Annotated in this window: 23 protein-coding genes and 1 pseudogene; 11 read left to right on the top strand and 13 right to left on the bottom strand. The window is 34.6% G+C overall.

Annotation, left to right across the window (positions count from 1 at the left end; all coding sequences use genetic code 11):
• Nucleotides 1-4: 4 nt before the first annotated feature.
• The 11 genes from I6U50_RS07625 to I6U50_RS07570 all read left to right on the top strand — a co-directional run bounded on the left by I6U50_RS07625 (nucleotide 5) and on the right by I6U50_RS07570 (nucleotide 7195).
• Nucleotides 5-961, top strand: a complete 957-nt coding sequence (locus I6U50_RS07625) for a carboxypeptidase-like regulatory domain-containing protein (RefSeq protein ID WP_198638417.1) — start codon at nucleotides 5-7, stop codon at nucleotides 959-961.
• A 10-nt stretch (nucleotides 962-971) separates the two neighbouring features.
• The gene (locus I6U50_RS07620; protein ID WP_198638416.1) at nucleotides 972-1586 is read left to right on the top strand and encodes a fumarylacetoacetate hydrolase family protein; all 615 of its coding nucleotides are present in this window, start codon (nucleotides 972-974) and stop codon (nucleotides 1584-1586) included.
• Nucleotides 1587-1590: 4 nt separating this feature from the next.
• Entirely contained in the window at nucleotides 1591-1932 is a 342-nt protein-coding gene (locus I6U50_RS07615; protein ID WP_193710963.1) for an Hpt domain-containing protein, read from the top strand.
• Nucleotides 1929-3194, top strand: a complete 1266-nt coding sequence (locus I6U50_RS07610; protein ID WP_198638415.1) for a competence/damage-inducible protein A — start codon at nucleotides 1929-1931, stop codon at nucleotides 3192-3194. Before I6U50_RS07615 ends, I6U50_RS07610 begins: the two co-directional genes overlap by 4 nt.
• A gap of 274 nt (nucleotides 3195-3468) precedes the next feature.
• Entirely contained in the window at nucleotides 3469-3708 is a 240-nt protein-coding gene (gene rpmB / locus I6U50_RS07605) for a 50S ribosomal protein L28 (protein ID WP_037320239.1), read from the top strand.
• Between the two features lie 21 nt (nucleotides 3709-3729).
• Nucleotides 3730-3912, top strand: coding sequence for a 50S ribosomal protein L33 (rpmG, locus tag I6U50_RS07600; protein ID WP_029034962.1), 183 nt, complete (start codon nucleotides 3730-3732; stop codon nucleotides 3910-3912).
• Nucleotides 3913-3918: 6 nt separating this feature from the next.
• Complete coding sequence (locus tag I6U50_RS07595; RefSeq protein WP_193710961.1) at nucleotides 3919-4071, top strand: DUF4295 domain-containing protein; 153 nt, start codon at nucleotides 3919-3921, stop codon at nucleotides 4069-4071.
• Between the two features lie 136 nt (nucleotides 4072-4207).
• The gene (gene ftsY / locus I6U50_RS07590) at nucleotides 4208-5161 is read left to right on the top strand and encodes a signal recognition particle-docking protein FtsY (RefSeq protein ID WP_198638414.1); all 954 of its coding nucleotides are present in this window, start codon (nucleotides 4208-4210) and stop codon (nucleotides 5159-5161) included.
• Nucleotides 5162-5249: 88 nt separating this feature from the next.
• A complete protein-coding gene (locus I6U50_RS07585) occupies nucleotides 5250-5717 on the top strand; it encodes a hypothetical protein (protein ID WP_198638413.1) in 468 nt (155 codons plus the stop codon).
• 101 nt (nucleotides 5718-5818) lie between these two features.
• A complete protein-coding gene (locus tag I6U50_RS07575; RefSeq protein WP_193710958.1) occupies nucleotides 5819-6100 on the top strand; it encodes a hypothetical protein in 282 nt (93 codons plus the stop codon).
• 234 nt (nucleotides 6101-6334) lie between these two features.
• A complete protein-coding gene (locus I6U50_RS07570; RefSeq protein WP_198638412.1) occupies nucleotides 6335-7195 on the top strand; it encodes an aminotransferase class IV in 861 nt (286 codons plus the stop codon).
• 141 nt (nucleotides 7196-7336) lie between these two features.
• Here the strand turns inward: I6U50_RS07570 and I6U50_RS07565 are convergent, their stop codons facing one another.
• The 13 genes and pseudogenes from I6U50_RS07565 to I6U50_RS07505 all read right to left on the bottom strand — a co-directional run bounded on the left by I6U50_RS07565 (nucleotide 7337) and on the right by I6U50_RS07505 (nucleotide 17814).
• Nucleotides 7337-7705: a helix-turn-helix domain-containing protein gene (locus tag I6U50_RS07565; RefSeq protein ID WP_198638411.1), complete on the bottom strand. Its 369-nt coding sequence runs from the start codon at nucleotides 7703-7705 to the stop codon at nucleotides 7337-7339.
• A gap of 11 nt (nucleotides 7706-7716) precedes the next feature.
• On the bottom strand, nucleotides 7717-8013 hold the full coding sequence (locus tag I6U50_RS07560; RefSeq protein WP_198638410.1) for a type II toxin-antitoxin system HigB family toxin: 297 nt from the start codon (nucleotides 8011-8013) through the stop codon (nucleotides 7717-7719).
• A gap of 133 nt (nucleotides 8014-8146) precedes the next feature.
• The gene (locus I6U50_RS07555) at nucleotides 8147-8554 is read right to left on the bottom strand and encodes a VOC family protein (protein ID WP_198638409.1); all 408 of its coding nucleotides are present in this window, start codon (nucleotides 8552-8554) and stop codon (nucleotides 8147-8149) included.
• 168 nt (nucleotides 8555-8722) lie between these two features.
• Nucleotides 8723-9538, bottom strand: coding sequence for an AraC family transcriptional regulator (locus I6U50_RS07550; RefSeq protein ID WP_198638408.1), 816 nt, complete (start codon nucleotides 9536-9538; stop codon nucleotides 8723-8725).
• 434 nt (nucleotides 9539-9972) lie between these two features.
• A complete protein-coding gene (locus I6U50_RS07545) occupies nucleotides 9973-11031 on the bottom strand; it encodes a saccharopine dehydrogenase family protein (protein ID WP_198638407.1) in 1059 nt (352 codons plus the stop codon).
• A gap of 284 nt (nucleotides 11032-11315) precedes the next feature.
• Nucleotides 11316-11744 carry a DUF1801 domain-containing protein gene (locus tag I6U50_RS07540; protein WP_198638406.1) on the bottom strand — a complete coding sequence of 143 codons (429 nt, stop codon included), beginning with the start codon at nucleotides 11742-11744 and terminating at the stop codon, nucleotides 11316-11318.
• Complete coding sequence (locus tag I6U50_RS07535) at nucleotides 11737-12210, bottom strand: GyrI-like domain-containing protein (protein ID WP_198638405.1); 474 nt, start codon at nucleotides 12208-12210, stop codon at nucleotides 11737-11739. The genes I6U50_RS07540 and I6U50_RS07535 overlap by 8 nt, the downstream gene beginning before the upstream one ends.
• A 3-nt stretch (nucleotides 12211-12213) precedes the next feature.
• A complete protein-coding gene (locus I6U50_RS07530; protein ID WP_198638404.1) occupies nucleotides 12214-12975 on the bottom strand; it encodes a helix-turn-helix transcriptional regulator in 762 nt (253 codons plus the stop codon).
• 162 nt (nucleotides 12976-13137) lie between these two features.
• Nucleotides 13138-13902: an NERD domain-containing protein gene (locus I6U50_RS07525; protein ID WP_198638568.1), complete on the bottom strand. Its 765-nt coding sequence runs from the start codon at nucleotides 13900-13902 to the stop codon at nucleotides 13138-13140.
• Nucleotides 13903-14058: 156 nt separating this feature from the next.
• Nucleotides 14059-14577 (bottom strand): hypothetical protein, encoded by a 519-nt coding sequence (locus I6U50_RS07520; protein WP_198638403.1) that lies wholly within the window; start codon nucleotides 14575-14577, stop codon nucleotides 14059-14061.
• Nucleotides 14574-14867: a hypothetical protein gene (locus tag I6U50_RS07515; RefSeq protein ID WP_198638402.1), complete on the bottom strand. Its 294-nt coding sequence runs from the start codon at nucleotides 14865-14867 to the stop codon at nucleotides 14574-14576. Before I6U50_RS07515 ends, I6U50_RS07520 begins: the two co-directional genes overlap by 4 nt.
• Nucleotides 14868-15041: 174 nt before the next feature.
• The gene (locus I6U50_RS07510; protein ID WP_198638401.1) at nucleotides 15042-16496 is read right to left on the bottom strand and encodes an MltF family protein; all 1455 of its coding nucleotides are present in this window, start codon (nucleotides 16494-16496) and stop codon (nucleotides 15042-15044) included.
• A gap of 179 nt (nucleotides 16497-16675) precedes the next feature.
• Nucleotides 16676-17814 (bottom strand): annotated as a pseudogene (locus tag I6U50_RS07505) (IS3 family transposase).
• Nucleotides 17815-17884 lie beyond the last annotated feature (70 nt).

Raw genomic sequence — 17884 nt, 5'->3', positions numbered from 1 at the left:
AAAAATGAAGCAAACTTTTATCGTATTGCTTCTGCTTTGCTGTAATTTTTTAAGTGCTCAGCAAAACCATGTGGTGGGCCAGGTGGTAGATGCCGTTTCTTTAAAAGGTTTGCCTTATGTGAATGTTGTTTTAGAGGAGCAGCATAAAGGTATTTCTACAGATGCTCAGGGGAGGTTTGCTTTTGTCTTTAAAGGTGTTGATTCTTCTGCTAGCCTTAAATTTAGTTATGTAGGGTTTGAAACCAGAAAATTAAAACTGTCTGATCTGGATAGCAGGGTGGTAAAGTTGCAACCGGGCGTTGATGATCTTGAAACAGTATATTTATACAATATTACCGGGGAGAATTCTAAAAAGATTAATGATTTTCGTGGAAAAGAAAGCATTGGGCTGGGCAACTTTAGTGGCGGGCAGTTTCCAAGTATGGTGGCACGTTATTATGCCAGGCCTAAAAAGTTTACTGCAGCTTGTTTTATAGAAGAGATAGAGGTTAGATTTTTTTCTACCGATATAAAAATGAATAGAAAGTCTAAATTCAGGTTAAGAATATTAAATGTAGGAGAAGATGGAAAGCCTTCAGGAGACTTGTTAACCGAAGACTTAATTATAGAACGAGAAGACCATAGGGCTAAGGCAAAAATTCCTTTGCTTAAATATAAGATTTCAATACCTAAAGAAGGTTTTTTCGTAGCTGTAGAGCATCTATTTATTGAAGAAAATAAGTATATTGAAAAGAAAGATTATCGGGTATATCGGGAAACAGATACACTTCACTATAAAGATTATAAGGTAGTTAAATATTTACCCGTATTTAAAGGGGTGTTGGAAGAAGGAGGTGAAGATTTCAAATCTTTCTTTAAGGATATTAATGGTTGGAAAAAAATGAATAATTTAGATAATTCTCATTCTGTTTTTAAAGGGGAGATTCCTGCTCCTGCTTTTAAAATTAAACTAACCGATTAATTATTGAAGCATGAAGATAATTTGTATAGGTAGAAATTATACCGATCATATTTCTGAATTGAAAAATGAAAAACCCGAAGCACCGGTAATTTTTTTAAAGCCCGATACTTCCATTTTATTAAAAAAACAGCCCTTTTTTATACCAGATTTTTCTGAAGAAGTACACTACGAAGTAGAAGTTTTGGTAAAAATTAAAAGAGTAGGAAAACATATTCAGGAAAAATTTGCGCATAAATATTATGATGAAGTTGGACTTGGTATAGATTTTACCGCCAGGGATCTTCAGCAGAAATTAAAGGAAAAAGGTTTGCCCTGGGAAAAGGCAAAAGCATTTGATGGGGCTGCGGTTGTAGGAGAAAAATGGTTGACTAAAGATTCGATAGCCGATATAAATATGCTTAACTTTAGTTTAGAAAAGAACGGGGAAACCGTACAAAAAGGGAATACAGCATTAATGCTTTGGAAAATTGATGAGCTAATCGCTTATATTTCCCAATTTTTTACTTTAAAAATAGGGGATATTATTTTTACAGGAACACCGGCCGGAGTAGGCAAGGTTGCAGTAAATGATAGATTAACCGGATTTATAGAAGAACAACAAATTTTTTCAATTCAAACAAAATAGTGATATGAGCAACTACAATTTAAGTGAAGTTAAAGAAATGGCCGGTGGTGACGATGATTTCATGAAGGTGGTGGTGCAGACTTTTTTAGAGGAGATTCCCCCAGACGTAGAGGCTATGAATGAGGCAATTTCAAACGATAACCCCACACTGGCCTATCAATATGCCCATAAAATGAAGCCTAATTTGCAACTTTTTGGCTTAGAGTTAATGGACGAAGTAAAAGTGATAGAATCATGGGCCAAAGCCGGAAAGAAAAAGGATGAAGTGCCGCAGGCAGCCAGTAAAATTACCAAAAAGGTAAATGTAGCCAGTATTGCACTTAAAAGAGATTTTGAGCTGGAATGAAGGCAGAAATAATTACCATTGGAGATGAAATCCTTATAGGCCAGATAGTAGATACCAACTCTGCTTTTATCGCAAAAGAATTAAATAAGATTGGTGTTTCCGTAAAACAAATTTCTACGGTAGAAGACGAGAGAAGTCATATTCTGGAAGCGCTGAGCGAAGCTAAAAATCGTGCCGATATTATAATTATTACAGGTGGCCTGGGGCCTACCAAAGATGATATCACCAAAGATTGTTTATGCGAATTTTTTGAAGATAAACTCGTTAATAACGACGAGGTTCTAAAGCATATAGAATTTCTGTTTGAGAAGTATATAGAAACTCCAATTTCAGATTTAAACAGAAAGCAGGCCATGTTGCCTTCAAAAGCTGCGGCATTAAAAAACCAGTTTGGAACTGCGCCCGGAATGTGGTTTGAAAGCGAGAACAAAGTTTACGTATCTCTACCCGGTGTTCCTTTTGAAATGAAAGCTTTAATAGAAGGTGAAGTAATCCCAAGGCTCCAGCAAAACTTTAAAAGGCCTGTTATTTTGCATAAAACCGTATTAACATACGGGATGGGAGAGAGTGCCATTGCTGAAAAAATTGAAGACTGGGAAGATAGCCTTCCGGCATATATTAAATTGGCTTATTTACCAAACCTGGGCAGAGTGCGGTTGCGCCTAACCGCTAAAGGAGATAATGTAGAGCACCTTAAAAATAGTATAGAGAGCCTGGTTAGTAAGCTTCACAGTATTATTGGTGATATAATTGTGGGCTACGAAGATGACGAGCCGGTTGAAATACAAATTTCCAGACTACTTTTAAAAAATAGAGCAACAATAGCCACCGCCGAAAGCTGCACAGGTGGAAAATTGGCGGCCTTATTTGCCACTCCTCCGGGAGCCTCTAATTACTATAAAGGCAGTGTGGTAAGTTACGCCACCAGTGCTAAAGAAGATGTTTTAAAAATAGATAAGAAGCTAATAGAAGAACATTCGGTGGTTAGTGAAGAAGTAGCTATGGCCATGGCTAAAAATGTTAAAGATCTTTTTAAAACCGATTATGCGATTTCTACAACCGGCAATGCAGGCCCAACAAAAGGTGATTCCGATGCAGAAATTGGAACTGTTTTTATAGGTATTGCAACCCCAAAACAGGTGTATGCAAAGAAATTTAACTTAGGAAATCATCGTGACAAAGTAATTGGGAAAGCGGTAAGCAAAAGTATAGAAATGATTAGAGCCGAGTTGTTTCAGCAGGTGAAAGCACAGAATTTGTAGATGATTTTGTATAATAAAACTTGTGAGTATTTTAGTTGAAATAATTGAAATTCAGTATTTTAAATATTCAAGGTATTGATTCCTTTAAGATGGAAATCAATACCTAATCTAAGTTGGTTTCAACCTAAAGTAAACACTGGCTTTTAGCTGAAGAAACCCAAAGAAAGAAGAAAAATTGTAAACCTGATATTTTTTTTCAAATTAATATTGTTTGTTAGGTGAAAAAATCGTTAATTTGCAGCCTGTTTTGAAATAACGAGAAAAGAATAGAGCAATGTCAAGAGTTTGTGAACTTACTGGTAAAAAAGCAATGGTTGGGAACAATGTTTCTCACGCTATGAATAAAACCAAGCGTAGATTTAATGCTAATTTAGTAAAGAAACGTTTTTTTATTCCTGAGGAAGATAAATGGGTCACTTTAAAAGTATCTACATCTGCACTTAAAGATATTAATAAAAAAGGTATCTCTGCTGTAATTAAAGAAGCGAGAGAAAAAGGATTTTTGAAAAAATAATCCTGATAAAAACACATTACAATGGCAAAGAAAGGAAACAGGGTACAGGTTATATTAGAATGTACAGAGCATAAAGCTACCGGGAAACCGGGAACTTCAAGGTACATTACTACCAAGAATAAAAAGAATACACCGGACAGGATGGAATTAAAGAAATTTAATCCAATCCTTAAGAAAATGACGGTTCATAAAGAGATAAAATAATAAGTTATGGCTAAGAAATCAGTAGCATCGATACAAACAGGGTCTAAGAGATTGACCAAAGCAATAAAAATGGTTAAATCTCCAAAGTCTGGTGCCTATACTTTTGTAGAACAAATTATGGCTCCGGAAGAAGTGAACGACTTTTTAAAGAAAAAGTAATTCGAGCAAACTACCTTGAAAACATTTATAAAGCCGTCTGGATAATCTCTGGACGGCTTTTTCTTTTTGTGTATATTTACCACTTGAAATTTCGGAAACAAACTTTCGGAATTTGTTGATTTTAAACCTTCCAAAAATGAGTTTATTTAAAAAGATATTTTCAAAAGATAAAAAAGAAAATCTGGATAAAGGCCTGGAAAAGACCAAAACCAGCTTTATGTCTAAAATGAGTAAGGCCGTTGCCGGAAAATCTAAAGTAGATGATGAGGTTTTAGACGATCTGGAAGACGTGCTGGTAAGTAGCGATGTTGGTGTTACCACTACCGTTAAAATTATTAATAGAATAGAAGATCGTGTGGCCAGGGATAAATACCTGGGCACCGACGAGCTTAATAGAATACTTCGCGAGGAAATTGCCGGTTTGCTATCAGAAACCGAAAATGGGGAGGCTGCCAATATTCAATTACCCGATGTAAAACCTTATGTTATTATGGTAGTTGGTGTAAATGGGGTGGGGAAAACAACCACCATCGGTAAATTGGCGCATCAATTTAAAAGTGCCGGTAAAAAAGTGGTATTGGGTGCTGCCGATACCTTTAGGGCTGCCGCTATAGACCAGTTGCAAATTTGGGCAGATAGGACCGAGGTGCCTATCGTAAGACAAAAAATGGGAAGTGACCCCGCTTCTGTGGCTTTTGATACGGTGCAAAGTGCCGTAAAACAAGATGCCGATGTGGTGCTTATAGATACCGCAGGGAGGTTGCACAATAAAGTGAACTTAATGAACGAGCTTACCAAAGTAAAACGCGTGATGCAAAAGGTGGTTCCCGATGCTCCTCACGAGGTATTATTGGTCTTAGATGGTTCTACCGGGCAAAATGCTTTTGAGCAGGCAAAACAGTTTACAGCGGCTACAGAGGTTTCTTCACTTGCGGTTACTAAACTAGATGGTACAGCAAAAGGCGGTGTGGTAATAGGTATAAGCGATCAATTTCAAATTCCGGTAAAATATATTGGGGTTGGGGAAGGTATAAATGATCTGCAGGTTTTTAATAAATATGAATTTGTAGATTCTTTCTTTAAAAAGTAACCGGCATGATGCCGGAAGCAAATAATTGGCAATACCATAGTGGATAAGTGTTGCCGTCCAATTAATTTCCGGTATAAATTCATACTAAATGAAGAAACTTTTAATCCTTCTTTTACTTCCGGCTCTAATTTCTTGCGGAAATGATCAGAAATCTAAAACAGATGTAGAAAAAACATCTCAGACAGATTCCCTAAAGACTGAAAAAGAAAAAGAATTTAAAATTTTAGATTCTAAAAATATTTCCCAGGATTCGCTCTGGGTTCCATTTAAAAGTGATTTAGCCGAGTTTTCGGAAGAAAAATATAATGAGCTGAAACCATTTATTCTTGAGAAGAATATCCCCGAAATTCAATCGGCCATCAAAAATGGGAAACTCACTTACACAGAACTTTCGCTGTTTTACCTACATAGAATCCGGCAATTTGACCGGGAAAATGAATTGTCTTTAAATTCGGTTGTTTCTTTGAATCGTAATTTGCTGGAAGAAGCAAAAGAAAAGGATAAGAAGCTTAATAATTCTGAAAAAAATGATCTTTTTGTGACATTCCGGTATTGATTAAAGATAATATCAATACAAAGAAAATGGCAACAACTGCCGGGGTTTTGGCTTTTGAAAAGGCTACCAAATACCGAAAATCTCCTAAAAAATACGAGTAAATGAAGCAAAGAAATTTAAAAGCACTTATAAGTAAGATCATTTTATTTTATAGTGTTTTTTATGGCGCTATGAAAATTATAGCCGTATTATTTAATGATGCATGGCCGTTGCCTAACCTTATTATGGCTATTCCTTTTGTGATTTTTGCCGTAGTAGGAGGGCTTATGTTAAAAAGAGATAGTTATTCGTGGATATATGTAGCCGCCGGGGTAATAGTTATAAGTATTGTGCGTTATTACGAAATACAATGGTTGCAACAATTGCATCAGTATTTTAGTTAAATATGTCTGGTTTACTCATAAGATCAAAATCAAGAACAAATCGTCATGCTGAGTTATTTCAGACTTTATCCCGATTTTTTTCGGGAATCTAACATAATAGTACGATACATTCAATTTAGATCTCCGAATAAATTTAGGAGCAGGCTCTGAAACAAGCCCGTCTGAACTGTCGGGCAGGTTCAGGATGACGACCATTTTACATTATGATTTTTTACGGAGAACAAATTTATTACTATGAAACCTGAAAAAAAGTATCCTAAAGAGGTTTATTTAAACGGAAAGTGGTTAAAGCCCGATGAAGCTTTTGTCTCGGTTTTTGACCGTGCGTTTATGTTTGGTGATGGTATTTATGAGGTGACCCCTTTCTATAAAGGAAAAGGTTTTAAACTAAAGGAGCATCTTAAGCGATTACAATATTCTCTAGACCAAATACAAATAACTTTTGATGCTTTTAGCCTTGAAAAGTTGATGTTAGAAGCCATAGACCGGGCCGGCTTGCATAATGCCGATGCTGCGGTATATATCCAGCTAAGTAGGGGGGCGGGGGCCAGAAGTCATTTTGTTCCCGAAAAGATTGAAACCAGTATTTTATTGTATGCCTTTGGGGTAACTTTGGAAGGTTTTGAAAAAAAGACCTGGCATGTGATGGCAAGCGAAGATAAACGTTGGTATAGATGTGATATTAAGTCTACTGCCTTACTGGCGAATGTAATGGCAAATGAAGCGGCTATTTCAGCCGGGTTTCATGAGAATTTACTGCTGCGTAATGGGTATTTTACCGAAGGTTCACACTCCAGCCTGTTTTTTGTAAAATATGGTGTGGTATATACGCATCCCGAAGGTCCTGAAATTTTATCGGGCATTACCCGCGCCGAAGTTATTAATATTTGCGCCAGTTTAAATATTAAAGTGATTGAAAAAACGGTGCATTTTGATGAATTGGTAGAAGTAGAAGAAGTCTTTGTAACCGGTACCACCACGCAAATTATTCCTATAAGCTCCATTACCCACCATAATAAAAAAGTCTATACCACCCGTAAAGACAGCCTTACCAAAAAACTACAGGAAGTTTTTATTAAGAGAACAAGGAGGTAGATTTTGTTTTATATTTTTTGCTGGGGGATGTTTTAGCCAGGTAGAAGCTTCTAAAACAGGATTGCCTTATTTTTATGAAAATTTTGCACCAAAAATAAGATAATTTATCTGGAAGTTAGCTCAGTTCTTTTTTGCCTTTTTTTACTTCGATAGCTGATAATTATTCACAAGAACGGAAGCGGAAATATGTAAAACCCGTTCTAATTCTCTAATCATATCTACCGTCAATCTTTTCTTTTTATTGAGAATCTCTGAAACCCTGCTTTTTCCACCAATGATTCCTACTAAATCTTTTTGTTTAAGATTCATTTCTTCCATTCTTATTTTTATAGCTTCTATTGGATCTGGAGCTTCAATTGGGTACTGTTGGTTTTCGTAATTCTCGATTAAGAGTGATAAGATTTCCGCTTCATCTCCTTCTTTTGAGGTTGAGTCGGCATCAAAAATCACTTCTAATCGTTGTAAAGCCTGTTCGTAATCTTTTTCTGTCTTTATAGGTTTTATTTTCATAGTCTTTTGTGTTAAATCGTGTCCGCATTTATTTTGTCATACTCAGCGTGAGTTCCCACAAATCGTATAAACGCCCATTCTCTATCATAGTTGAATTTTACAATCAATCGATAGGAATTTCCTTTAATATTGAAAATTACTCTGTTATCCTTTAGAATGCTTGCATTTATGTACGTTCTCTTAATATCATTTGGTGACTTCCAGTTTGATGATTTTACTGTTTCATACCAGGTCTTTAAATATTGTTCGGAATCGGAATGTTTTTCCCAAAATTCACGTAAAGTTCTTTTTGCAATTATTCTTTTCATAGATTAATTTCTACGGCAAAGATAAATAAAAGTTCTCTATTTTGGAACTTTTATTGTCGATTCTTCTTTTGTGAAATTAAAGGCTAACGATTTTATGATACAAAGTTGTGTGTTCGCTCTATTCTTCTCTCAGTTAGTTTGGAGAGTTAAGAGCCATCTTATTTCCTTCGGAATCAATGAATATAGCAAAGTATCCACTTTCGTCTGCGTGAGCTGTTTTAGGTACCAGGATTTGTCCGCCATTTTTTTCTACTCTGTCAAGAACTACCTGGAGATTTTCTCCTGCGTTTAAATACATTGTAACTCCGCCTGCAGATGGCTCGTATCCGTCTGCCTGAATTATGATACCTGTTACCATTTGTTCTTCATAAGGTAATATTCCCATTTGCATTCCTTCAACATCCATTTTCTCTATTTTAATGTCTAACAATGCCTGGTAAAAATTAATTGCTCTTGAAATATCCGTTGCTGGAATTTCAAACATTGAAATGTAACTCTTCATATTTTTTGCTTTTAAATTTGTTAAAGTATCTTTTCCCATTGCTTGAGAATTTGTCTTGCCTGAATTGGTGTATAAAACAAAACAAATTGCAGAAACCAACGATGCTAAAATTATTCCTTTGGCTTACATTGATGCGCTAATTTTAATTCAATTGTAAAGTTACAAGTAGGCAAAAAGTCAAAATAGTAGAAATGCGACACTAAAAATTTATTTGTAGAAGAGTGAAGATAGAGTCATGTTTTCATTGCCTAAAAACTGCTTTGGAGTTACTCCAACAAGTTCTTTAAAATCTTTTATGAAATGATTTTGGTCGAAATATTCATTCTCGTAAGCAATGTCTGTAAGTGTTTCTGATTTTTTGTTGAGCATCAAATTTAAAGTGGCTTGCAGTCGAATGGCTTTAGATAACTGTTTTGGGCTAATACCAATTTGTTTTTTGAAGTGCCTTTCAAGCTGTCTTCTTTTTGAAATGTCTTCTTTTAAAAGAACATTGATGGGAGTTGTTCCGTTTGTTTTGAGAAGAGTATTAACGGTTGATTTCACAATATTACTAATCGTATTTTTTTCATGTAGTTTTTTCAGAAGAAAGTTTTCAATAGTATCAATTCTTTTTTGAGTGTCAATAGCTTGAATCATTTGTTGCTCTAGCTCATAGGCTTCTGATTGCTCGAAAAGTTCTGAAATAGGTATTTCCTTGTCAACCAGGTTTTCAAGGGGTGTTTTCACGAAGTTTGCAAATCCAATAGGATAGAAGCAGATTGCCAGAGAGTCAACATTACCAACAGGTAATATATTAAATGATTTTGTTCTTTGCCCCATTACCATTGCATTGGGATGAAGGATAAATTCTGTTTCCGAAGTGAATCTTTTAATCTTGTCGCCAAAATTGAAAGTCATTTCTATACATCCATCAGGCACGATTTTTTGTTTTTGATTTTTCGAATCAAAAGGAACTTCCAATGTCCAATAAAATTTAACTATTGATTCTAAATCTTTATGTGGCTTATATGTCTGATAGTTCATTTAGAATGGGTGTTTCTTAGAGTGACCCACAAAGGCTGTGGTTACCGCCAGTGCAGAAACTAGCACGTGGAGTAGTCGGCTTATTCTTTTGTTATTTGGAGTTCTAAGTTATTCTTTTTCCCGGAATACCGCATATTGGCCTTGTTAATCGCTATTTGCGGAAGTTTTTTACAACCAAGAATCATTTCACACCTTACCTTTGAGGTTCCTAATCTAATATATTTGATCTTTTTGCGGAATTTCGGAATGATGACCGCAGTTTCCTTGACCTAATTCTAAAACGGAATATTTATCTTTAATATTTAGAAAATCGATTGTGTTAGAAATCATTCGTTTGTTCGATTCATTTATCAACTTGCCGGGTTCAACAGCTTTTTGTCCTGTTGGATTTAATTGCTGTGCAAGTTCAGTAAGTTGTTTTACCCATCGTTTAATTATAATTTCATAGTTATAGAATTATCCATTTTCTTTACATCTGCTAAAAATAATGGAATATTTTCTATAATTTCATTAGAATGTAGTACACCTATGTGCAAAGATGGTGTCTTCAATATTTTTAAGGCAAGTTGAACGGTTAATAATGCCGTAATATTTCCCTCGTTTTTACCTATTAATTCGCATTCGTAGGTTTCTTTATCGCCATTTTCAGCTATTACTTTTACCCCAAACAAATCGCTACCCAAAGATGCTTTTTTAAACAGTGGAATCATTATTTTTTGCATTTTTACATTGCTGAATATTTTCGTTATCCCCGTTTTTCTTAAAATTGCCACAAGTTTTGTAAAAAAAATAGAATCGAAAGCGAGCCTTGTTTTTACTGTGGGAATGCTTGTTATGTTTGCTAAACTATGTTGGTCGGAAAAATTGAAATAGTAAAAGGTTCTTTGGCCTAATAGATTTGTTGTTTTAGGCTCTGTAAAGCTTTTTACTGTCTTTTTTGTTCCGTTAATCTGTATGACATAATTTTTATGAATGTTCTCTAAGGTCCATTGATATGCAGAATCTCCATGCTTTTCTCCAAGACCCAATAAAATATAAATTTCAATTTTTTTGGTATTTGGTAATTTTTCAATACACTGTTTTGCCAATAGGTTTGTAATTCCGGGTGCTAAACCAACGCTTAAAATTACGCTTACTTCTTTTTCTTTGGCTTTGGCGTTTAATTTTTCAAATTTCTCAATGAGTTGTTGATTGGCAGTTATATCTATGTAATTTATTTTATAGTTGATGCAGGTCTCCACAAAATTGCTGTCCTCTTGATCAATGCACATAATCACCAATCTTACATTTTTTAAAATTTCGAGTGAACTGATATTTGAAACGTCAAATTCATAAGGAATAGTCAAATTATTGAGCTTTGTAGTAAGCTTTTCAGCCTTTTCAATATCCCTGCCGGCAACAATTATTTTGTTAGGATACACTTTTGATAAGTTTGTGGCGATTGTACTTCCAACCGTTCCATAACCACCAATAATTAATATTTTATCTTTCAATTTGCTTGTTTAAATTTGATAGTTGTTTTTAGGTTGGAGATAATGGTCTTGTTTATAGATAGTTGGATGGATAAGGGACGCGGACTTGTCGGTTTAGTATTGGTTCGTTGGTCAAGTTAATTATTTTCTTACTAACGCTTAGTATATGAAAAGTAGGCGATTTCGAAGCACGAAACTTTCGGTTAAGTACAAACTTTGGTACAAGCCAAAAGCCTTGAATTTACTGCTATTTCGCCTATTTTTTATAAGATACATTGTTAGCCACTGGCTTTCTTTATTTAGTTTCATATTCCTAATGTAATCTGTTCTTTTACATTGTGATAAATCAAAGATGCTCTTATACATTCCTTTAATTCTAATTCAGGAATTTTTTCGTTTAATTTAAAGACGATTGCTCGTTTTCCTTCGAATTGAAATTTGTCGTCAAAGACTAACCTGAAAGTATTAACTAATCTACTCGTACATTGGAAATACATTGCATATTGGTCAGGTGTTTTTTCTTTCCAATCCATTCGCAAAGTGCTTCCGTTTTTGGTAACAAAACTGGGCTCTCCCCATTTCAAAGTTTCTTCCAAAACAGTTAGACTTTCGGTTTCTTCCGCTGTTTCTATTACCAATTCCCGAAGATGTTGCAATTTATCCCGAACAAAGTCGGGATAATTCGCAAAAACTTCATTTACTCTTGGGTCTGTCTTTAAGGTTAGTTTACCCATTCGTTTCTTGTTTTATACCTACATAGAAATCTACTTCCGCATCAGAAGGATTTTGTGCTTTTTCCCCGAAAATCTCAAAATCGGCATCATAGGTTCTGTCCAATTCCATTTCAAATATTTTAGACCATTGGTTAACGACCAATCCTTGCATTAAGTCTCCTTTTGCAGTTGTCTTGGTGTATGTTCCTCCACTAAATGATTTACCAACCATTCCGCTGGGAATGTTGTCTAAATTTTCAACTTTGCAACCAAGTATTGCAGTATACGGTTTTGTATGGTCGCCTTCATAGTCCGTATAAAGTGAATAAATTTCATTGTCAATTTTGTTAGGGATTTTTGCTAAAACACTCTCGGACATAAACTTACCCCAAAGTTCAGCAATTTCTTTACTTGCCTGTCCGTTCTCGTTTGTCGTTCTAATCGAGATTCCGATAATGTTAAAAGGTTCAATTTTTACTGTTTGCATTTTTTAAACTTTATGATTTAATGCAAAAGTAGATTGACCTTGTGCCAAAGGTGTGTCAGGGGTGCCCTTATATTTTTCACTACATTTTTCAAGGTAATCTTGCAAAGTCATTTTATGTGGTTCAAAATGACCATCCAAGATTTCTATTTTTTGGATACAATCAAGACGAAACGCTCTAAAGTCATTTCTTAATTTACAAAAGGCGATAAGTATCCAATTGTCCTGTGTAGTGTAAAGTGCAAACGGTTCAATTTTTCTTTGACTTTGCTTGTTTTCCAATGACAGGTAATCAATTTTTATTGTTTGATAATTTGATATAGTCGATTGAAGTTGTATCAGATATTTGCTTGTTTTTTCATTTTCACGATTATTGCGTACCTGTATTCTGTTAGTCAGCAATTCTGATTTTTCTTTTTGGGCGTAGTTTAAGACTGACTTGATTTTTGTGACAGCACTTTCGTATTGTTCAGTTAAAGATTGGTCTTTATTTTTTCTGATTAGTTGTTCTGCTGTTATTAAGGCGTTAGCCTCTTCTTGGGTAAACATTACGGGCGGAAGTTTGTAACCTTCCATAATGGAATAGCCTTTTCCTTCTTCCGTCACGATTGGAATTCCCGACTTCTCAAGAGTTCGGATGTCTCGATAAACAGTTCTGATACTTACATTATGTATTTCGGCGATATCCTTTGCGGTTACAATCCTTTTCGATTGTAATTGGGTTAGGATAGCTGTCAATCTTGCAAGTCTTGGTTTTTCTTTGTTCATCGTTTTTTCAGCTGCTTACAACGGTCTCCTTTATCGCCAGTTGGCGGAGTAAGGGACGCGGATTTGTCGGTTTAAACCTGGTTTGTTGGTCAAGTTAATTATTTTTTTCTAACGCTGCTTCTTATTGGCGATGAATCATTTTTGTTGGCAGCTGCTTTTTTATTAATTATTTATTTTTAATGTGAATCTACATTTTGGATAATTTTCACAACCATAAAATTTACCATATTTACCTTTCTTTTTAATAAGGTTACTTCCACATCTTGGGCAAATTTTCCGATCTTCATTTCTCTTTTTGGCCCGAATATTATCTTTTATTCGTTTTGTATGATATTTCTTTACCTTCTTATCAGTTATGTTGTGTTGTTGTATTTTATCAGAAATCAATTTCATTTGATTAAATGACAAGTTTTCTGAATCATTTACTTTTCTAATAGTTCTCAATAGTTTATTGGTATAAATAACAGGAATATCGGATGTTATATTTTTTAATTTTCCATTTCCTGAGAATACTATTATTGGAAAATATATGATATTGTTATATTCTGAAAGCAATTTTTTAATAGTAAAAACATGAACCCAGTTTTGTTTTATTGGATTTCGAAGCCTCTTTTTGTATTTATAAATGGTTTGAGTCCAATATTCAGAATTTTGGTGACCATGGATCCAACCCTTATAATTTTTTGTTTCAATTACAATAATTCCACTTTTACAAATTACGATATGGTCAATTTGAGAAGTTGAATTACCTTTTCTTAATAGTATATCGTTTAGGATTATATATTCATTTTTATTGAGGTGTTTTAATTTACTAGCGACCTTATATTCTCCAACAGCACCTTTAATTTTAGGAAGGATAATTTTTTTGAAATAGAGTGAAATTCCAGAAACAACTAAAAAAATAATAAGGAGAATTAATATTTCCATTTCTAATTATTCTTCTTTCTATTATTTTGAGCGCTAGTAGTTAACGGTCTTGATTAACGCCAGTGTGCGGACTGAAGCACGCGGAGTTGTCGGCTTATGATTTTGTTGTTTGGAGTTCTAAGTTATCGATTTTCTTCGAATACCGCATATTGGCCGTTAATCGTTGTTATATGCTGTTTGTTTGCTATTTTCAATTAGATAATTATAAAGGTGCTTCTCATCTTCTTCTATTTCTTCAACGGATACTTTTCCTTTACCAATTGATTTAGCAGAAATTGAAATCAAACCTGTAAATACTTTTGTGTATTTGTCAGTTAGTGACCATAACTTTTCTATAAACTTTGTCACTTCTTTTTCGTCAATCTCTTTTTTAGAAAGAAATTCTTTATGAAAACTGTGTATGAATTTATTCCTTTTTGATAAAAGTTCTTTAAATTCTGCATTATCAAAATTTGGTATTTCTGATTTAATTATAATCATTAATTGCCCAAGTGTCTGTTTAGTTTTTTCAGTATTATTATCTAGAATATTGCGACTAGATAATTCTTTAATTCTATATTTTTTATTCTCTTTTACACTCGAATTACATAAAGAGATGAAAAGCTTAATTATAGTTTCCAAAAATTGCAATTTGATCAGAAGCTTTCCAAAACTAGCATAATTTAGCTCATTCATTCTTGTTCATTTATAAGGTTTTTTCTTTTAGCTAGAAATTCTAATATTTCTATCCTGTCTTTATGATTTATTTCCTTCTTAGAAAGCGTTCTTTCAAAATTTCTCAGTTTAATCAACTCACTCTCTTTATATTCGTCAGGCTTGTAATTTATTTCAAATATTACTAATGCAAAAAGAAGAGCTTTCATTTCAAATTTATCTCCATAATAATTAGCAAAATAAATTGGAGTTTTGGGATGTCCCCAATATTCTTCAATTGTTTTTTCGAGTAACATTCCGTAATCTTTCATATCAGTTTAAATTTTGATGACAAATAGCATATAACTCAGTTTATACCGCTTAATATAGCCTTTTAAGAGTAAATTTATCAGGATAAACCAATGTTTTGCTAAATATAAACCAATAATACAAATTAAGAATGTGGAAAACCGTAAAGGCGGCTATTGTAGACCGGAAAGTATAGCTTATTCTTCAATAAACTGTTTATAATGCTTATAGCGTAAAAATATATCTTTTACATAGTTGTAGGGTTCGGTGCCTCTTACAAAACCATGTCTTACTACCTCGTCCTGGTAGTATTTTTTGTCTTTTAATTTCAAGATATATTCTTCTACATTTTTATCCCAAATATTGGGGTTTTTACCGTTTTTTTCTGCTAGTCGCATCGCGTCAAAAACATGACCGGCTCCGCAATTAAAAGCAGCCAACGTGAATTTTATCTTTTGAATAGAATCTTCTACGCTTTCAAAATTGCCACGCATCCTTTCTAAATACTTCACGCCGCCTTTAATATTTTGTTCGGGGTTATAATTATTGCTAACTCCAACTTCTTTGGCGGTGGCTGGCATTAATTGTATAAGTCCTGTGGCACCTGCCCATGATTTTGCTTTGGGGTTAAACCTGGATTCCTGGTATACCTGCGAGGAAAGAAAACGCCAGTCCCAGCCTAATCTTGCTGCGTTTTCTTTAATAATAGCATCGTATTTACTAATCTTATTTCCGTTTTTGCTGTAAAAATCACTCTTTATCCTGGTTCTATTAGACCTGGTATTTTTAAAGTACTTATTATAGATTACATAATAATCGTCTAATTTTTTCTCTTTGTTAATCCATGTATTTATGGCCTTTAGCAGCTTGGGGGAATTTTGCCGTACCGCCCAGGCTATACGCTGGGAAAACGAAACCCGGGTCTTGATATTAAGTACCGGGTAATAGGTTTTGTTGATAGACGCAATATTGTAATCGGCCACGGTTCTATCAATTTTACCGTCTACTACCATTTTAATAATCTCATCGGTAGTGATATTACCCTCAATATATTCTATGGGAATATCGCCGCCAATTTCATTTTGTAGGTTTTGCAGCCTTTCGGCATAAGAAGAATTCTCCCTCACCCATACGGGGTTATCTATTAGCTCTAGCGTGTTTGAAATAAGTTGCTTATCTATTTTATAACCGGGCATAGAACGCCAATTATCGGGCATTCGTTGCACTAAAGCCTGGTGCGTTACATAATGATTTTCTGTAAAGCTCACCAGGTTTTTCCTGGGTTCGGTAATGGTAAGGCCATAGGCAATTAAATCTCCTTCGCCATTGTTTAGCATATCAAATAAATCGTCTATATCTTCGGCAACAGTTATTTTTAGCTCCAGGTCTAAATTTTCAGCCAGGCGCGATAACAATTCATATTCGAACCCCATTGGCATTCCTTTATATAAAAAATAGCTCGTGGAATTGTAAATGGTGATTGCATGTAAAACCCCATCTTCTTTAATGGCTTTAAGATCTTTTGAGACTTTATAGGGTTTGGTATCCGGCTTAAGTGCGCTTAGGCCATCATTGGCATCTTTGGCTACTTGAGAACAACCAGATAAAAACACTAATACAATAAAGGAAAAAACGCTTCTTTTTATATTCATGTTCTTTAAAATACAAAGAAATGAACAAATTGCATTTATTTTTGTTAAAAATATACGTAAGTGCTGTTTTTTTAGGTTTAATTCAGAGTATAAATGAAAACAATCAGGGGGTTTCTAATACGCTTTAGTTGAATTATAGTTAAAGTTCTTTTTAAAATAGCATTGTAGCCTTCCCCAATTTAAGACAGGGCTAAATTCAATAAATTTTCATTAATATCATTCGATTCGGGGAAGAATTCTTCCCCGAATCGAGGTTTGTATTCCCTTGGTGATTTATTGCCCAGGGATTGATGCGGATGGTTATTATTGTAATCTTCCATCCATTTATTGCTTAAAGAACGCAATTGATGTAAATCATTAAACCAGTAAGCATCTAATATATCTTCTCTATAAAATCTATTTAAACGTTCTATATACCCGTTTTGCATTGGCTTACCTGGCTGGGTATACCGTATTTCCACACGTTTTCTATTGCACCATTGACTGAATGTTTTAGAGATAAACTCAGGGCCATTATCACAACGGATAGTTTGTGGTAATCCAATTTCTTCTTCTAATTGTTCTAAAGTCTCCACTAGCTTTCTAGCAGGATAGTTCAACCCTGGATCTACAGCCAGTACTTCTCGGTTGCAATCATCAATTATATTTAAGACACGTACCTTTCTGCCATCAGAAAGGACATCTGACATAAAATCCATACTCCAAACCTGATTCAATTGTTCAGGGGTCTCTAAAGGATGTTTTACCCTACCTGTAATGCGCTTTTTATGTTTGCGCCTTAGCTTAAGCTTCATCTGCCGGTATACTCGTAATACCCGTTTCCGGTTCCACTTATGGCCTTCGCGACGTATTCGTTTATAGTATTCATCAAAACCTCTGGTGGGCAACTCAGTGGCCAATTCAGAAAGTTTATCGATTACCTCATAATCGTCTCGCTTAGTCTGATAATACCACATCGAACGGGTTAAACCTACTACATTACAGGCTCGTTTTATGGAGACCTGGTACTCCTTGATCAAATAAACCGCTCTATGCTTCTTGTCGGAAGGCCTTAGAACTTTTTTGACAGTATATCTTTCAGCATTTGGTTATCTAGACTGGCATCGGCATACATCTGCTTGAGCTTGCGATTTTCTTCTTCCAACTCCTTAAGCCGTTTTAGCTCACTAGTTTCCATTCCACCATATTTCTTACGCCAATAATAGATAGTGCTTTTATCAATACCCAGTTCTCGAGCGATATCACCAACAGCTCGGCCTTGTTCGTTTTCTTTCAAGATCTTGATGATCTGACTTTCTGTAAATCTACTTTTTTTCATCGGACAGTTTATCGTTTTTAAAATTAACAATTTCGAATTTTAAACTGTCTTATTTTTAGGGAAGGCTACA

It is taken from the genome of Salegentibacter maritimus (assembly GCF_016236975.1).
In the GTDB taxonomy this organism is placed as follows: domain Bacteria; phylum Bacteroidota; class Bacteroidia; order Flavobacteriales; family Flavobacteriaceae; genus Salegentibacter; species Salegentibacter maritimus.
The sequence above is the reverse complement of the archived record's forward strand: the minus strand, read 5'-3'. Positions and strand labels throughout refer to the sequence as shown.

Excerpts from the sequence above, each read along its gene's own strand:
- I6U50_RS07625 (WP_198638417.1), top strand. The coding sequence starts at position 5 with ATGAAGCAAACTTTTATCGTATTGCTTCTGCTTTGCTGTAATTTTTTA.
- I6U50_RS07620 (WP_198638416.1), top strand. The coding sequence starts at position 972 with ATGAAGATAATTTGTATAGGTAGAAATTATACCGATCATATTTCTGAA.
- I6U50_RS07615 (WP_193710963.1), top strand. The coding sequence starts at position 1,591 with ATGAGCAACTACAATTTAAGTGAAGTTAAAGAAATGGCCGGTGGTGAC.
- I6U50_RS07610 (WP_198638415.1), top strand. The coding sequence starts at position 1,929 with ATGAAGGCAGAAATAATTACCATTGGAGATGAAATCCTTATAGGCCAG.
- rpmB (WP_037320239.1), top strand. The coding sequence starts at position 3,469 with ATGTCAAGAGTTTGTGAACTTACTGGTAAAAAAGCAATGGTTGGGAAC.
- rpmG (WP_029034962.1), top strand. The coding sequence starts at position 3,730 with ATGGCAAAGAAAGGAAACAGGGTACAGGTTATATTAGAATGTACAGAG.
- I6U50_RS07595 (WP_193710961.1), top strand. The coding sequence starts at position 3,919 with ATGGCTAAGAAATCAGTAGCATCGATACAAACAGGGTCTAAGAGATTG.
- ftsY (WP_198638414.1), top strand. The coding sequence starts at position 4,208 with ATGAGTTTATTTAAAAAGATATTTTCAAAAGATAAAAAAGAAAATCTG.
- I6U50_RS07585 (WP_198638413.1), top strand. The coding sequence starts at position 5,250 with ATGAAGAAACTTTTAATCCTTCTTTTACTTCCGGCTCTAATTTCTTGC.
- I6U50_RS07575 (WP_193710958.1), top strand. The coding sequence starts at position 5,819 with ATGAAGCAAAGAAATTTAAAAGCACTTATAAGTAAGATCATTTTATTT.
- I6U50_RS07570 (WP_198638412.1), top strand. The coding sequence starts at position 6,335 with ATGAAACCTGAAAAAAAGTATCCTAAAGAGGTTTATTTAAACGGAAAG.
- I6U50_RS07565 (WP_198638411.1), bottom strand. The coding sequence starts at position 7,705 with ATGAAAATAAAACCTATAAAGACAGAAAAAGATTACGAACAGGCTTTA.
- I6U50_RS07560 (WP_198638410.1), bottom strand. The coding sequence starts at position 8,013 with ATGAAAAGAATAATTGCAAAAAGAACTTTACGTGAATTTTGGGAAAAA.
- I6U50_RS07555 (WP_198638409.1), bottom strand. The coding sequence starts at position 8,554 with ATGGGAAAAGATACTTTAACAAATTTAAAAGCAAAAAATATGAAGAGT.
- I6U50_RS07550 (WP_198638408.1), bottom strand. The coding sequence starts at position 9,538 with ATGAACTATCAGACATATAAGCCACATAAAGATTTAGAATCAATAGTT.
- I6U50_RS07540 (WP_198638406.1), bottom strand. The coding sequence starts at position 11,744 with ATGGGTAAACTAACCTTAAAGACAGACCCAAGAGTAAATGAAGTTTTT.
- I6U50_RS07535 (WP_198638405.1), bottom strand. The coding sequence starts at position 12,210 with ATGCAAACAGTAAAAATTGAACCTTTTAACATTATCGGAATCTCGATT.
- I6U50_RS07530 (WP_198638404.1), bottom strand. The coding sequence starts at position 12,975 with ATGAACAAAGAAAAACCAAGACTTGCAAGATTGACAGCTATCCTAACC.
- I6U50_RS07525 (WP_198638568.1), bottom strand. The coding sequence starts at position 13,902 with ATGGAAATATTAATTCTCCTTATTATTTTTTTAGTTGTTTCTGGAATT.
- I6U50_RS07520 (WP_198638403.1), bottom strand. The coding sequence starts at position 14,577 with ATGAATGAGCTAAATTATGCTAGTTTTGGAAAGCTTCTGATCAAATTG.
- I6U50_RS07515 (WP_198638402.1), bottom strand. The coding sequence starts at position 14,867 with ATGAAAGATTACGGAATGTTACTCGAAAAAACAATTGAAGAATATTGG.
- I6U50_RS07510 (WP_198638401.1), bottom strand. The coding sequence starts at position 16,496 with ATGAATATAAAAAGAAGCGTTTTTTCCTTTATTGTATTAGTGTTTTTA.